The 14,884-nt window shown below is 60.8% G+C and carries 15 protein-coding genes; 8 read left to right on the forward strand and 7 right to left on the reverse strand.

Going from position 1 to position 14,884, the window contains the following annotated elements; translation table 11 throughout:
* Window positions 1-72 precede the first annotated feature (72 nt).
* On the forward strand, window positions 73-1,515 hold the full coding sequence (locus tag ACYVIT_RS14320; protein WP_460478213.1) for an RNA polymerase factor sigma-54: 1,443 nt from the start codon (window positions 73-75) through the stop codon (window positions 1,513-1,515).
* Here ACYVIT_RS14320 and ACYVIT_RS14325 read toward each other — a convergent pair.
* Both ACYVIT_RS14325 and ACYVIT_RS14330 read right to left on the reverse strand, forming a co-directional pair.
* Window positions 1,512-3,542: a response regulator gene (locus ACYVIT_RS14325; protein ID WP_415805281.1), complete on the reverse strand. Its 2,031-nt coding sequence runs from the start codon at window positions 3,540-3,542 to the stop codon at window positions 1,512-1,514. The genes ACYVIT_RS14320 and ACYVIT_RS14325 overlap by 4 nt on opposite strands.
* A gap of 112 nt (window positions 3,543-3,654) precedes the next feature.
* On the reverse strand, window positions 3,655-3,867 hold the full coding sequence (locus tag ACYVIT_RS14330) for a DUF6496 domain-containing protein (protein ID WP_415805225.1): 213 nt from the start codon (window positions 3,865-3,867) through the stop codon (window positions 3,655-3,657).
* Window positions 3,868-4,178: 311 nt separating this feature from the next.
* On the opposite strand from ACYVIT_RS14330, the gene ACYVIT_RS14335 reads away from it, so the two are divergent.
* Together ACYVIT_RS14335 and ACYVIT_RS14340 are read left to right on the forward strand one after the other, a co-directional pair.
* A complete protein-coding gene (locus ACYVIT_RS14335; RefSeq protein WP_415805226.1) occupies window positions 4,179-5,165 on the forward strand; it encodes a 2-dehydro-3-deoxygalactonokinase in 987 nt (328 codons plus the stop codon).
* Between the two features lie 27 nt (window positions 5,166-5,192).
* Complete coding sequence (locus ACYVIT_RS14340; protein WP_460478214.1) at window positions 5,193-5,831, forward strand: 2-dehydro-3-deoxy-6-phosphogalactonate aldolase; 639 nt, start codon at window positions 5,193-5,195, stop codon at window positions 5,829-5,831.
* 105 nt (window positions 5,832-5,936) lie between these two features.
* Here the strand turns inward: ACYVIT_RS14340 and ACYVIT_RS14345 are convergent, their stop codons facing one another.
* From ACYVIT_RS14345 to ACYVIT_RS14355, 3 genes are read right to left on the reverse strand one after another with little or no spacing between them, the layout of a single operon-like run.
* Window positions 5,937-6,851: a DUF808 domain-containing protein gene (locus ACYVIT_RS14345; RefSeq protein WP_415805227.1), complete on the reverse strand. Its 915-nt coding sequence runs from the start codon at window positions 6,849-6,851 to the stop codon at window positions 5,937-5,939.
* A gap of 48 nt (window positions 6,852-6,899) precedes the next feature.
* Window positions 6,900-7,655, reverse strand: coding sequence for a YdcF family protein (locus ACYVIT_RS14350; RefSeq protein WP_415805228.1), 756 nt, complete (start codon window positions 7,653-7,655; stop codon window positions 6,900-6,902).
* Between the two features lie 15 nt (window positions 7,656-7,670).
* Window positions 7,671-8,435, reverse strand: a complete 765-nt coding sequence (locus tag ACYVIT_RS14355) for a 2-keto-4-pentenoate hydratase (RefSeq protein WP_415805229.1) — start codon at window positions 8,433-8,435, stop codon at window positions 7,671-7,673.
* A 241-nt stretch (window positions 8,436-8,676) separates the two neighbouring features.
* Here ACYVIT_RS14355 and ACYVIT_RS14360 point away from each other — a divergent pair, with 241 nt between their 5' ends.
* Entirely contained in the window at window positions 8,677-9,336 is a 660-nt protein-coding gene (locus ACYVIT_RS14360; protein WP_415805230.1) for a LysE family translocator, read from the forward strand.
* Between the two features lie 41 nt (window positions 9,337-9,377).
* Here ACYVIT_RS14360 and ACYVIT_RS14365 read toward each other — a convergent pair whose 3' ends face one another.
* Together ACYVIT_RS14365 and ACYVIT_RS14370 are read right to left on the reverse strand one after the other, a co-directional pair.
* Window positions 9,378-10,148: an alpha/beta fold hydrolase gene (locus tag ACYVIT_RS14365; RefSeq protein WP_415805231.1), complete on the reverse strand. Its 771-nt coding sequence runs from the start codon at window positions 10,146-10,148 to the stop codon at window positions 9,378-9,380.
* A 172-nt stretch (window positions 10,149-10,320) separates the two neighbouring features.
* Window positions 10,321-11,082 carry an IclR family transcriptional regulator gene (locus ACYVIT_RS14370; RefSeq protein WP_415805232.1) on the reverse strand — a complete coding sequence of 254 codons (762 nt, stop codon included), beginning with the start codon at window positions 11,080-11,082 and terminating at the stop codon, window positions 10,321-10,323.
* A 98-nt stretch (window positions 11,083-11,180) separates the two neighbouring features.
* Between ACYVIT_RS14370 and ACYVIT_RS14375 the strand changes: the two genes are divergently transcribed.
* From ACYVIT_RS14375 to ACYVIT_RS14390, 4 genes are all read left to right on the forward strand, one after another.
* On the forward strand, window positions 11,181-12,149 hold the full coding sequence (locus tag ACYVIT_RS14375; protein ID WP_415805233.1) for a Bug family tripartite tricarboxylate transporter substrate binding protein: 969 nt from the start codon (window positions 11,181-11,183) through the stop codon (window positions 12,147-12,149).
* Window positions 12,150-12,219: 70 nt separating this feature from the next.
* Window positions 12,220-13,128: an amidohydrolase family protein gene (locus tag ACYVIT_RS14380; RefSeq protein ID WP_415805234.1), complete on the forward strand. Its 909-nt coding sequence runs from the start codon at window positions 12,220-12,222 to the stop codon at window positions 13,126-13,128.
* A gap of 2 nt (window positions 13,129-13,130) precedes the next feature.
* Entirely contained in the window at window positions 13,131-14,123 is a 993-nt protein-coding gene (locus tag ACYVIT_RS14385) for a Bug family tripartite tricarboxylate transporter substrate binding protein (protein WP_415805235.1), read from the forward strand.
* Between the two features lie 54 nt (window positions 14,124-14,177).
* Window positions 14,178-14,861: an RraA family protein gene (locus ACYVIT_RS14390; RefSeq protein WP_415805236.1), complete on the forward strand. Its 684-nt coding sequence runs from the start codon at window positions 14,178-14,180 to the stop codon at window positions 14,859-14,861.
* The last annotated feature ends 23 nt before the right edge of the window (window positions 14,862-14,884 follow it).

Raw genomic sequence — 14,884 nt, forward strand, 5'->3', positions numbered from 1 at the left:
AAATTGCATGAGTGTGGAGATAAGGCAGCACTGCTTGCCCCCACAAGTCACACCCTTATGAGGAGAGTTCCAGTGCCTTACGTCGCGTCAGAACTGCGTCTACGCCAGCAGACTACCTTGGCCCCCAGGATGCAGCAATCCGTGCAACTACTTCAGTTGTCCGCGCTGGAATTCAGCGTCGCGATTCAGAACGCCCTGAATACCAATCCTTTTCTCGAGGAAGAGGATCTGCAGAGCACTGGCGCCCCGCCATCGCCCATGGACTCCGACCCGCTCCCTGCCACCAACGAGCACGTGCCGTCAGAAGAACCGTATCACGACAAGGAAGAGGCATTCACCGCTCCGTCCGCATATTCAGGCGACTATCCGACCAAACGAAAGTCTCTATCCGATAGCGCTGATCACGACCTTTCACATTGGGTTGCCGCGCCGCCGTCATTGCAAAGCCGAATGCGCGAAGCACTATGTGCTCATCCATTGTCCGAGCGTGACCGGTTGCTGGCCGAATACATCATCGACGCCCTGGACGGCGACGGCTATCTGCGCTCCCCGCTGGAATCCTTGGCCGCACAAGGAGACTTCGAACCTGTCCCCGATCCCGCCGAATGGGCAGCCGCGCTGCATCTGGTACAGCAGTTGCAGGCCCCCGGCCTGGCGGCGCGCGACTTGAGCGAATGCCTGTCATTGCAGCTGCAGGCCGAGCCGAACCAGGACGATGAATTGACGGCACTGGCCTTGACTATCGTCCGTACTCACCTCGATACCCTGGCCCGCAATGACTGGAACGCCTTGCTGCATAAAACCGGCAGCTCGCCAGCACAATTGCGCCAGGCCTGCGAGCGCATCCGAGCGCTGGACCCTAAACCCGGACGGCGTTTTGACCAGGAAGCCCCGGTTTATGTCGTCCCGGATGTCATCGTGCGTAAACAACAAGGGCAATGGCACGTATATCCCAATCGGGACGCCATGCCGCGCGCACGGCTGGATCGTGTTTACGCAGATTTGTTTCGCCGCGTACGCCATGACGAGCGTGGTCCCTTGGCCCAGGAACTGCAAGAAGCGCGCTGGCTCGTGCGCAACGTCGAGCAGCGCTACACCACCATTCAGCGCGTGGCCGAAGCCATCGTTCGACGCCAGCAGCGTTTTTTCGAATATGGCGAAGTGGCACTTCGGCCGCTGCTGCTGCGGGAAATCGCGGACGTGCTCGAGATCCATGAATCCACGGTCTCGCGCGCTACGGCCAATAAATACATGGTCACGCCACGCGGCCTGTACGAGTTCCGGCACTTCTTCTCACGCGAGCTGGCAACCGCCACCGGCGGCTCTTGCTCGGCGGCAGCGGTACAGGCGTTGATTCGTGAATGGATTGCAAACGAGGACTCGAGCGACCCGCTGTCCGACGTCACCCTGACGCAGCGACTGGCCGAGGACGGCATCGTTGTCGCGCGGCGCACCGTGTCCAAATACCGTGCCCAACTGAAGCTGCCCGCCGCGGAATTACGGCGTCGGTACTAGAGCATCAAGATGCGGCGCACGCGCTCGAGCAGCGCCTCGAGCCTGAAGGGTTTCACAATCAGCTCCATCCCCGTATCCAGGAATCCCTGAGCGGCAGCGGCATTTTGCGCATAGCCCGTCATGAACAGCACCTTGATATCCGGGTGTACCTGACGCGCCGCGTCAGCCAACTCCCGGCCATTCAACCCCGGCAGCCCCACATCGGTCAGCAGTAAATCGATGTGCTTCGTTTGGCCCATCAGGTCACGGCCCTCGAGACCGTCCGATGCGACCAATACCTCCAGGCGCAACTGCGCCAACGCTTCAGAGACCATTTGACGGACAGCGGCATCGTCCTCTACCAGGGCCACCACCGCCGGTGGCACACTGTCATCGACAGGAACAGGGACAGTACCCGTCTCGGCCTCGACCGGCGGCATCGCCCCCGTATAGCGGGGCAGATACAGCCGCACGCTCGTGCCTTGCCCCACGCTGCTGTCCAGCGCCACAAAGCCTCCCGCCTGCTGCGCAAAACCATAGATCATGGACAGGCCCAACCCACTGCCCTCGCCCAGCGCTTTGGTCGTAAAGAAAGGCTCAAAGGCACGATTCTTGATGTCGTCGGACATGCCACAGCCCGTATCCGACACGCAAATTTCGACGAAATCGCCTGGCGCCAATTCGGCGTTCTGCAATAACGACGCCTTATCCAACACCCTGTTGGTCGCCTGTAACGCCAACCGCCCGCCCTCGGGCATCGAGTCGCGCGCGTTGATCACCATGTTGAGCAGCGCGTTCTCGAGCTGATTGGCGTCGCAGCACACTGGCCACGAGACGGGATCCGTATGCAGGATCAACTGCACGCGTTCGCCGATATAGCGTCGAAACAAATCCTCCATCGATTGCAGCACGCGTACAGGACATAGCGGAACGGGCGCTATAGGCTGCCGGCGGGCGAACGCCAACAGCCGCTGTGTCAACCGCGCGGCACGCTCCGTCGACTCGCTCGCCGTATCGATAAAGCGCTCCGCCGCTTCGAGATTGCCGGCAGCCAACTTGCGGCGTATCAGATAGAGCGCGCCGGAGATGCTTTGCAGCATGTTGTTGAAGTCATGGGCGATGCCACCCGTCAACTGTCCGACGGCCTCCATTTTTTGCGACTGCCGCAACGCGTCTTCGGCATGACGCAAGGCCTCGGCCTGGACGCGCAGATCGGTATCGTCCCGCCCCGCCATATAGAGGTCGCCCTCTGATCGGGAAATCGTCCACGTGATCCAGCTGTAGCTGCCGGAACTGTGCTTCATCCGATTTTCCAGATGTCGGGCCTCGCGCGCGCCGTTTGCGGTCGGCATGAGGACTTGCGCCGTCGCTGCGTAATCGTCCGGGTGTACTAAATCAGCCAGGGGCATGGTCAAAAACTGCTCGGGTGTCCAGCCCAAAATGTCCCGCACGGCAGGGTTGACGCTGATATAGCGTCCTTCCTCGTTGACGACCGCCAACAGCTCAGGAGACAAACGCCAGATCCGATCCCGTTCGGCAATGGCCAACTCCACCCGCTTTTCCAGCTCTCTGTCGTACTGCGATCGTTCGATAGCCAGTGCTGCCGTGCGCGTCACCAAGGCGATCGCATCGATATCCTGCGGCGACGGCAGACGTGTCGTGGCGTAATAATTCGAGAACACCCCTAACAACTGACCGTCCGTCCCTTTGATGGGCGTGGACCAGCAGGCGCGTATCCCTTGCTGCACGGCAAACTCGCGCCAGTCGGACCAGTTGGGGTCGGTCATCACATCGTTGGCATAGACCGCCGTCCCGAAATAGGCGGCCGCGCCCCATGACGCCATATGCGGGCCGATCGGCACGCCATTGACGGCCTGCCGGTAACTCTCGGAAAAACTGGGAGCGGCCCCATGGACCAGATGTTTACCCGACTCATCAACGAACGCGATGGCGGTACGCAGCGCCACACTGGATTGCGCCTCGACAGCATGCAGTACATACAACAACACATCCGCCAGGGGCACCCCGGCGGCGATACGCTGCAACATCACGCGTTCGTCCTCCAGGCGGGCGAGCGTGTCTGTCCAGGGATTGCGCACTCGATTCTTGTTACTTAGCATCTCGCATCACGCTACTGCGTTTCCCGCCACAAAGCAAGTTTCAATGCGACTTCGGTTTGGCCGGCACCTTGACTCCTGCTTTGCGTGCCTTGGACAAACCGATAGCAACGGCCTGTTTGTTCGATTTCGCTGGCCCTTTGTGCTTGCGCTTGGCTTCGATCTCCGCTTCGACGAAATGACCTGCCTGAGTTGAGGGGGATTTTCCGGCCTTGCGGTCGGCCTCGGCCTGTTTTTTCGCGGTTCGATCGGGCATGGCAACCTCCTGTTTGCGGATCGGATGGCGAGCGGTGCGAGCTGATATCGCCCGCCCAGTCATTTTCAAATACATGCCGCAAATCTCGTGCCTGAGACACCATTGGAGGTTCTCCGCTTGCGGCCTGCCCTATCCGTTCGCGCATGCGTTACCCCAATCACGCAGCGCATCAGGCGCTTTGAGATAATTTCAGCGCTGATCTAGAATTCCCCCGAACCTGCCGGCTGCCCGTACGGCCCGACGCTCTCCCATCTGCCGTCAACGAGCCTGTCCACAAAGACTCAAGGACGTGCCAATAAACCGATCTTTCAATGACTCTCAATACCGCTACGCCTGCCGCGCTGATCGCACTGGATTGGGGCACATCTTCGCTACGTGCCTATCTGCTTGACCACGCTGGCCGCACGCTATGCGTACGTCCGCTGCCCTGGGGCATCATGCGCTTGCCCCAGGCCCAGCCCGGCCAGGCGTCCTCTGCAGGTTTCGAGATCGCTTTCGACGAAGCCTGCGGCGACTGGCTGCGCGAGCAGCCCGGCCTGCCTGTGATCGCGTGCGGCATGGTGGGCAGTGCGCAAGGCTGGCGCGAGGCCACCTATCTCGACGTGCCAGTGGAGCTATCGGGCGTTGCACAACTGATGACGAAAATCGAACGCGCCGGTCAGCCAACGATTCATATCGTGCCCGGCCTGATCCAACGCGGCGAGTTGCCCAACGTCATGCGCGGCGAGGAAACTCAGATTGCGGGTATCCTGGCTACGCGTCCTTCCGATGACGCCGATCTATTGATCGGCCTGCCCGGCACGCACTCCAAATGGGTGCGCGTGCGCGATGGACAGGTGAGCCATTTTGATACCTACATGACCGGCGAGGTCTATGCTGCGTTGCGCGATCACACTATTCTGGGCCGTACTATGAACAGCGATGCCCCCGCGGATGCGCAGGGCTTTGCCCGCGGCCTGGCAGTAGCCAACCGCCCCGAGGGCCGCGCGGGCCTGCTATCGACATTATTCAGCACGCGTGCATTGGGACTGACAGGCCAGCTCGATGGCAATGCGCAAGCCGACTATCTGTCCGGCCTGTTGATCGGCTACGAGGTAGCGAGCGTCCTGGTGTCGCATCGTGCCCAGGGGGCCTTGCCTCATATTGTATTGTGCGGGCAGGATGATCTCTGTCAACGATACGTTCAGGCGTTGCGCCTGTATGGCGCCGACGAGCCCGAATTGGCGCCTCACGCCACCGAGCGCGGCCTGTGGCATCTGGCTCAGGCTGCGGGTTTGGTTCCTGCCGTGGCCAACTGACATTCCAATCTCCCAGGAAAGCTATCCATGTCTCTCTCCGTGTTCGACAACGCCTTGTCCCAATGTCCATTGATTGCCATCCTGCGCGGCATCCAACCGGCCGAGGCGCTCGCTGCGGGCCAGGTGCTCTATGAGGCGGGGTTCAGATTGATCGAGGTCCCGCTGAATTCCCCCGCCCCGCTCGATAGCATCCGTGCCCTGCGCGATGGTTTGCCAGACGATTGCGTCGTAGGAGCAGGCACCGTGATGTCCCCCCAGTCCTGCATCGACGTCGCCTATGCAGGCGGCCAGGTCATCGTGATGCCACACAGCGATCCCGAAGTCATCCGAGCCGCCAAGGCTGCGGACATGGCCTGCTGCCCGGGCGTGGCCACGCCCACCGAGGCCTTTGCTGCCCTGGCAGCGGGCGCAGACGTACTGAAGATGTTTCCCGCCGAGCAACTGGGAGTGAACGTACTCAAAGCATGGCGGGCGGTCATGCCTGCCAGTATCCGGCTCGTGCCGGTCGGCGGTATCACGACGCAGAATATGACACCTTTTGTTCAGGCTGGCGCGAGCGGTTTCGGTTTGGGATCAGCGCTGTACAAGCCCGGCAAACCCGTCTCCGATATCGCGCGGGATGCGCAGGCTTTTGTCGAGGCTTACAGGCAGGCATGCCATCCATAGAGTCAAGGTCAATGGCATCGAACCGCCACGCCGTCGACCTGCATTGTGCCGATGACGCATCCTCCCGCGCCTGCCAATCGACCAACACGCCGCAGCGCGGCGTCTTCAACGCCGCAACAAACGCTTGATCCCTGAAACTACCCCGACGATCACCGCACCGGCCACCACGCCGAACACGGCATTCAACACGGTGGACACTGTGGCTTGCACCCAAGCGGTCGAAGAGGCCAGGTGACTTAGCTGTTCGATCGCGTGATGCACTGGCGCAATGCCGTGCGTCAGGATCGCGCCGCCCACCATGAACATGGCGGCGGTACCGACCACGGATAGCGTTTTCATCAAATACGGCGCAGCGCGCACAATCACATTACCTGTGCCTCGTGCCAGCGCGGACGATTTGCTGCGCAGGTGCAAGCCCAGGTCATCCAGGCGGACGATCCCCGCGACCAGCCCATAGACGCCCACCGTCATTGCCAGCGCGATCGTCGTCACCACGATCGCCTGACGCACAAAATCCGCCCCAGCCACGGCACCCAAGGTAATCGCGATGATTTCGGCCGACAGAATAAAGTCAGTGCGGACCGCGCCTTTGATTTTTTCACGCTCGAACGCCACCATATCGACACGCTCGTCCTGCAAGGCGTGGGCGCGGGCTTCGTGATTGCCTGCGGGTGTGCTGTCATGCGGCAAAAACCGATGAATCAGCTTTTCGGCGCCTTCGAAGCAGAGAAACGCCCCGCCCACCATCAGCAATGGCGTCACCGCCCACGGCGCAAAAGCGCTGATGAGCAACGCCGCCGGCACCAGAATGCATTTATTGCGCAGCGATCCCTTGAACACGGCCCAGACGACGGGCAACTCGCGATTGACCGACACGCCGGTGACCTGCTGCGCGTTGAGCGCCAGATCATCGCCCAGTACACCCGCCGTTTTCTTGGCGGCGACCTTGGTCATGACAGAGACGTCGTCCAGGATCGTGGCGATGTCATCGAACAAGGCAAAAAAGCTGCTTCCGGCCATCCAGGCCTCCAGAACTGACGCAGAAGCGTCGAGTTTACAAGCAATCTGTTACGCCTGGCCGGGATGATGGCGGGCGGGATTCCAGCCGAGCCGGTTGTACAAGTGATAACGGGCAATGCCCAGGTATTCGTGCAACGCGACATCTGCCAAGGTGAAGTTGTAAGACAGTGGCAGCGCGGACGTAATCGCATGCAGATAGTCCGCGCGTACCGGCGTTGCCGAGACGCCGAAATGCGCGAAATACAGTTCGCTGCGCCGCATGTGAATCGCCGACGACACCAGCACGACGCGATCGACCTGTTCGCGCTGCAGCAACGCGCTGGAGAACTGCGCGTTCTGCCAGGTATTCATGCTTTCGGGTTCAAGCAGCACGTCAGCCTGATCTATGCCGAGATGTACAAAGACGTCGCGATAGGCGGCTGCCTCGGACGTCCCGGTCCGGGCTGCATCCCCGCCGCTGACGACGATTTTGCAATAGACAGCAGACTTTTTGCAGTCGCGGTAGCGTTCTGCGGCGACAACGATACGTGGATAAGAAAACACGCCCGGCTCGACCCGGCCTGCTACACGCTCGGTGCCGGCGCCCAGCAGCACAATGGCGTTACGCGCGCCCCAGGCCACGGGCGGCGAGGTTTCATAATCCGACTGCAGTTTGCCTAGCAACCAGGCCGACATCGGCCCGCAACCCACAGCCAGAAAACCCATCGCTGCAACAGCGTAGAACGTCCGGCTGGCGCGGCGCCATGACAACGCCGCGCAGCCTATCGCCAACACCATGATCACGACAAAAATCGCGAGTGTCATGTACGTGTCGATCCATCAGGCAATCGCCAGGCGGATTTCAGGCAGGCCCTGAAATTGGCCAACAATCGTACCGGGGGTTTTGGGTGCATACATTCCGGTATAGGTGCCACATGTGATCAACGTCCCGGCAGGCACCCCCACCCCACGGCGTGCCGCGTGATTCACCAGCCAGGGCAATAATCGGCGCGGGTCGCCAGCCGGGTTGCCGGTTGTCTCTGGCGCGACATTGCGGCCATCGTGCGTCCAGGTCAACGAAGGTTTCTCGAAAGGATAGCTGGCGTCGTAAGGCACGGCCTCGCCCACGACCAGGCCGCCGTGGCTTTGCAAGTCTGCCAGCATGGCCAGTTTGTCGACCGGCCAGCCGGCGTAGCGGCTGGAGACGATCTCGATCGTCGTCACGGTGTGGCTGATGGCCCCTAGTACCTCGGCATCGCCATAGACCTGTTCACCGGCGGCAAAGTCACGATTAAAACGGAATGCCAACTCGAGTTCCAGCACCAGAACGCCATAGGCGTTGCGTTGAATCGCGGCGGGTGCCTGCTGCACTCCCGCCTGGGGCAATGGCGCTGCCTGCATGGGGCCATCCACCGATTTCGATCCGACCTTCCATGCCGCAATCGGAGACCCCAGCGACGCAATGATCCGATCCTGTACCGCATAGGATTGCGACTCCTCGCCCGGCGTCATCGACGCATCCAGCGTCACCTGAGTGCGGTTGCCAGGCCACGCCTGAGTCAGTTGTGCGGCCAGTGCTTGAACAGCGGACGTGCTATCAGACATCAACATTCCTTATTTAAAAAGCGCTTGAAACCAGGCCTCACGCAGCCCATGGTACGTGAAGGATGGCAGACCGGGAGAACACGTGTATTTGTCCTGATAAAACCGGACAAGCCTTAACGAAGAGTACACTTCATTGTCTAGGGTTTTCTCCAAGTCCACAACGTGCCATGCGATACCTGCAACCGTCCTCGCCCCTGGCACCGGATCCAGCCATCAAATAGCTAACACCTCAAGGCAGACTATGGAATTCGTCATCCCCAGCAGCACCAATCTCACGTTGTTTATCAGCGCAGCGATAGTACTCCTGCTTATCCCCGGCCCGGCCGTGCTGTACATCATTGCGCAATCGATCGAGCAAGGCAAAAAGGCTGGCCTGGTCTCGGATCTAGGGATCCACACCGCCACGCTGGTGCACGTCATCGCTGCGGCGCTCGGCCTGTCCGCGTTGCTGGCCTCGTCTGCGTTGGCGTTCGATATCGTCAAATACGCTGGCGCGGCCTACCTGATCTGGCTGGGACTGAAGAAAATCTGTACGCGCCCCGCGGTGGCCAGTGCCGATGTCCCGGTCGTGAAGCGGCACTATCGCAAGCTCTATCGCGATGGTTTCATTATCAATCTGCTCAACCCAAAAACTGCGCTGTTCTTTCTGGCATTCTTGCCGCAATTCGTCGAAGTCAGCCGCGGACACGTCGCCTCGCAGATTCTCTTTCTGGGCGCCGTATTCATCATCATCGGTTTTATCAGCGACGCCTGCTATGCCATCGCCGCCGGTGCGGCAGGCCAATGGCTGCGCACCAGCCGCACCTATCTGAAACTGGATCGCTACCTGGGCGGCGCGATGCTGATCGGACTCGGCATCGCGGCCGCCTTTGCCGGCAATCACAAGACGGTGACGAAGTAGTCTGTTTGCGGTTCACAAGGTCATCCCGCCATCCGTCAAACTTATGGCTTCTGAACCGCCTTTACGGCATCGCCGATTGCCTGGGCAACGGCATCGGGATGCGAGACCATCGACACATGACTGGACTGCAGCTTGGTCACATGCGCACCGATGCGCTTGGCCATATCCAATTGCTGGCCTGGATCGATCATGTGGTCCTGTGTGCTCACGACAAACCAGCTCGGCCGCGTCTGCCACGCTGCCTGCGTCACCGGCTCGTCGAACGCCGCCCCACGGATCAGGCCCTGAGTCGCCGCAATCAGTTGTGCTTCGGCTGCGGGTACATCCTGTGCAAAATCTGACTTCACAACGGCGGCCGGCAGATAGAGATAGCCGTCCTTGGTCGCTGCGAGCTTGCCGATGCCTGGAGGAACGGGGTAGTTCTTGCCCAATGCGGCCGTGCTCTGCCCTGGCTCTGGCGCGAATGCCGCCACATACACCAGGCCCTTTACTTTTGGATCTACGCCAGCCTGGGTAATGACCGTCCCTGCCCAGGAATGTCCGACCAGCACAACATCACCGTCGACACGATCAATCGCACGCTGGGTCGCTGCCACATCATCGGCCAAGGAACTCAGCGGGTTCTGCACCGCAATGACCGGAATACCCGCCTTGTTCAAGCGGCTGATCACCTGATTCCAACTCGAACCATCTGCAAATGCGCCATGCACAAGAATGGCCGTCGGTGTACCCGCTGCCTGTGCTGCACCGCCGCCCATCACAGCAGCCATCGCCAACAACGACCCAGCCAGCCCTTTGCTCAATCCGTCCATGTTTCCTTACTCCGCGATTCGTCAATGAAAGTTGTCTTTAGGTAGCCCCATCGGGCTCAGTGCTACTAGACAACCTTGACGTATCCCGCGCGTGTCAGGATCGTTGTGCCGCACGTGGTCATGTGTCGGCACGGAGGATAGATACAGTGCGATACGGTAAGCGCCGTATGGATCAGAAATGCGTCATACGCTGGCCGGACACCGACGTGCCCTGATGCACGCCCATCATCGCGCGCGACAGGCGGCTGGCTGCGGCCAGCACGGTTTCCTTGTGGCCGTTCATGGCTTCTTCGGTCAGGCGGGATAGCGGTCCTGATATGCAGATCGCCCCCAGCAAGGTCCAATTGGACGTATAAACCGGCGCCGAGATGCTGGATACCTCCGCGTCGCGCTCGCCCAGCGACATCATATAGCCGGCACGCCGTATCGACTCGTACGGCTCGCCCGCCTCGCCCGAAAAGGCCAGAATCACGCGGCCGGGACTACCCAGATTCAAGGGCAACGCTGCCCCTACCCGCACGTGGTGGCGGATAGATCGTGGCCCCTCGACCCGCACTACACAGATACGCTGGTTACCCTCGCGCACATAAAACGTGGCGCTCTCGCCGGTGGCGCTGGATAACTCGCGCAGCACAGGCTCGACGACGTCGTGCACATTGAACGTGGCCTGATAGCAGGCGCCCAGCCACCCCGCGGCGCGCGCCAATCGCCACGTGCCATCCACGCGTTGCGCCAGATAGTCGTCCATCGCCAGCGTCCGGGCCAATCGCAACACCGTCGAACGGTGATAGCCCGTACGGCGGCTGAGCTCAGCCAAAGACAAATGGGAATCGTCGACGCCGAAAGCGCCCAGGATGCGCATCGCGCGCCGGACTGCGACGACGCCGTCGCCAGCGTCGGAATTATCTTCCGAATCGGGTTTGGAGTATTTCATTTGATAGAACGTGTCTCACCAGACAAGACGTCATTGTAATGTGCGAAACACATCAGCACAATGCACTCACCAAAAACCAGATCCATACCGGAGACAGAATGAAAGTCCTACCTCGTGTACTCGCCGGCATCGCTCTCGCCTGCGCCCTGGCCCCAGCCATCGCTCAGGACTTCCCGACCAAACCCATCCGCCTGATTGTGCCGTTCCCCCCGGGCGGCGGCACCGACACCCTGGCGCGCGAAGTCGCTAATAAGGTCGCCAAGGATACGGGCTGGACCATTGTCACGGAAAACCGCCCCGGCTCCGGCGGCAATATCGGCGTAGATGCCGTGGCCAAGTCTGCCCCGGATGGCTATACCCTGGTCCTGGGGCAGACCAGCAATCTGACGATCAACCCGACGCTGTATGCCAAACTGCCCTACGATCCTGAAAAGGATTTGGCGCCGATCGGGCTGATCGCCAGCGCGCCGCTGGTGCTGGCCATTCCCGCGCAATCGCCCTACAAAACGCTGGCCGACGTCGTGAAAGCCGCTAAAGCGAAACCGTCAGCGCTCAACTACGGCTCGTCCGGCAACGGCACCGTCAGCCACCTGGCCACGGTCAAACTGCAACAGGCCACTGGCGCGACATTCACGCACATTCCCTATAAAGGGGCGGCACAAGGAATCAATGACCTGATCGGCGGCCAAATCGAGATGTACATGTCGTCTGTGCCGACCCTGATCGGCCACATCCGCAACGGCAAAATGCGCGGTCTGGTGGTGACGTCTTTGCAGCGTACGCCAGATCTGCCGGATGTACCCAGCGTCGCCGAATCCGGCTTCAAGGATTTCGAGGCCATCACCTGGTTCGGTATCGCAGGCCCGGCTGGCATCCCGCAAGACATCGTCAACAAACTCAATACCGCATTCAATGCGGCGCTCAAGACCGACGATCTGCAGAAGAAATACCGGGAACAAGGTGCAGACGTACTGACCAGCACGCCGGCGGAATTCGGCAAATTGATCCATGACGATCGCCTGCGTTGGGCCGATATCGTCAAGGCTTCCGGCGCGCGGGTGGAATAAGGACCGAAGCGGATCAAGACAGACGCTCATGACATCGTCGAGTTTCCAACGACCTGATATTTCCTGAACGATGGCTGCCCTCGCCTATACATCGGGAACGGCTCACCCCGTATCCCCAGTCCCCCTGCACGCCTGTGATTGCCATATCCATGTCTATGACGCGCAGTTTCCGGCTGTGCCTGGGGCGACTTTGTTGCCGCCCGATGCATCGGTTGTGCAGTATCGGGCGCTGCAGGCTCGTTTGGGAACATCGCGCGCCGTCCTCGTCACGCCGTCTACTTACGGCACGGACAATCGCAGCATGCTGGCCGGCCTGGCAGCGATGGGAGATCAGGCACGCGGCGTCGCGGTGATCGACGGTAATGAAAGCGATACCGCTTTGCAGGCATTGCATCAAGCGGGCGTTCGGGGCATTCGCTTGAATCTCTCGCGAGGTGTCGTGGGCCATGTCGATCAGATTGCGCCGATTGCCTGGCGCATTGCGCAATGGGGATGGCATCTGCAGCTGTTGATGCCTCCCGATCAACTGACCCAACAGGCAGAAAACCTGACGCGACTGCCGGTTCAGATCGTCTTTGATCACATGGCCAGGCTGCAACCTGGCCAGGCCTTTAATCATCCCGCTCATGCCCTGGTGCTGCGGTTGCTGCGCGAAGGCCGCGCATGGGTAAAGCTGTCCGGCGGCTATATCGTCAGCAACAGCGGACGCACCGATGACCCTGCCATCGACGCTCTGGCGCGTAGCTATATCCAGACTGCGCCGGATCGCGTGCTGTGGGGCAGTGATTGGCCGCATGCCACTGCCTCCGCAGGACTGCATCCGATGCCGGATGACGCACAGCAGATAGATCGCGTGGCCCATTGGGCGCAGGACAACGAGGTATTCGAACAAATCCTCGTGCGCAATCCAGAACAGCTTTATGGCTTCACGAGCCACACCCCCCTCCCATCACTTGCCAATCTACAGGAGACATCGTGAACATGGACCTTACACCTATTCAGTTCAGCCGCCGCCGATTCCTCGCCGGTGCCACCTTGCTCGCCGCAGGCGCTGCGCAGACCAGCCGCGCGGCGGCATGGCCTGATGGCAAAGCGATCAACTGGGTCGTGCCGTACCCCGCGGGCGGCAGCACCGATGTATTGGGACGCGCCATTGCCCAACAACTGAACACGCTGCTCAAGACCACCGTTATCGTCGACAACCGCCCCGGCGCCACCGGCACGATCGGTGCCGCCCGCGTGGCCCGCGCCGAGCCCGACGGCTTGACCGTATTGGGCACGTCGATCGGCCCGCAAGCCGTTGCCCCTCACATGATGGGCAAGCTGACTTACGACCCGGTCGAGGATTTTGCTGCCGTTATCACCGTCGGCACCATTCCGCACGTGCTGGTGGTCGGCAAGCATCAACCCTATACCTCGGTACGAGCTCTGATCGACGCCGCCCGCGCCAAACCTGACAGCATTGCCTACGCCTCGGGTGGCACCGGGACCGTGCTGCACGTCCAAGGCGAATTGCTGCAGCAGAAAACAGGCACCCGCTTTATTCATGTGCCCTACAAAGGCGACACGCCAGCACTACAGGACACCTTGGGCGAACAAGTTCAATTCATGTTCGCTCCTATCGCGGCTGCCCTGCCCCATATACAAAGCGGCAACCTGCGCGCCCTCGCAGTCACGTCTGCACAGCGGCTGAAAACGCTGACCGATATCCCGACCATGAGCGAATCCGGCTTCGATGATTTTGTCGTCGAGCAATGGCAGGCCGTGTTTGCGCCGGCCGAAACCCCAGCGCCAGTCATCCAGCAACTGAACACGGCCATCGCCAGCGCATTGCAGACGCCCGCGTTAACGGAACTGGCCGACAAACTCGGCATCACGCTGGTGGGCGGCAGCCCCGACGCGCTCGACAAAATGCGTCGCGCCGACTACGTCAAGTGGGGTCAAGTCATCCGCGATGCCAGCATCACCGCCTGACCCCACCGTATTTCATCTCGCTATTTCTTCTGATCGAACCCACAGGACACCATCATGAGCAACCCCGACATCATCAAAGATTTTCCCCGCGTTGGCGCCGACATCGTCCGCCGCGCCGCTGAACTGCAACCCGCCATTCTGGCCGACGTCGCCGGCCGCCGTGGCGCCTTGCATGGCCGTATCCGTCCACTGCATTCGAGCATGAAATTTGCGGGAACCGCGTTCACGGTGGAAGTCCGCCCAGGCGACAACCTGATGATCCACGCCGCCATGTCTCTGGCCAAACCGGGTGACGTGCTGGTCATCGATGGCAAAGGCGACCTGAGCTCGGCCCTGATGGGCACCATCATGATGACCGCTTGCAAACAGCTCGGCCTGGCGGGTGTGGTGATAGACGGCGCGGCGCGCGACAGCCTGGAAATCATTGAAATGGACTACCCGGTCTTTGCCGCCGGCACCAATCCCAACGGTCCCACCAAGAACGTCGGCGGCCGCATCGGCCATCCCGTCAGCGTCGGCGGCGTGACGGTGCATCCTGGCGATTTCATTATTGGCGACAACGATGGCGTGGTCGTCGTCGAACGCGACAAGATCGAAGGCCTCTTGCCTGCCGCTGAAAAGAAAGTGCAAGACGAGGCGGCCCGCGTCGCCGCCATTAAAACGGGCGACACCGCCGCGAAATGGCTGAGCTCGGCACTGCGCAATGCCGGCGTGCTGAAAGAAGGGGAAACGCTGTGAATGCTGCTACGCTCGATTCCCCG

The sequence above is a fragment of the Bordetella muralis genome, assembly GCF_054781015.1.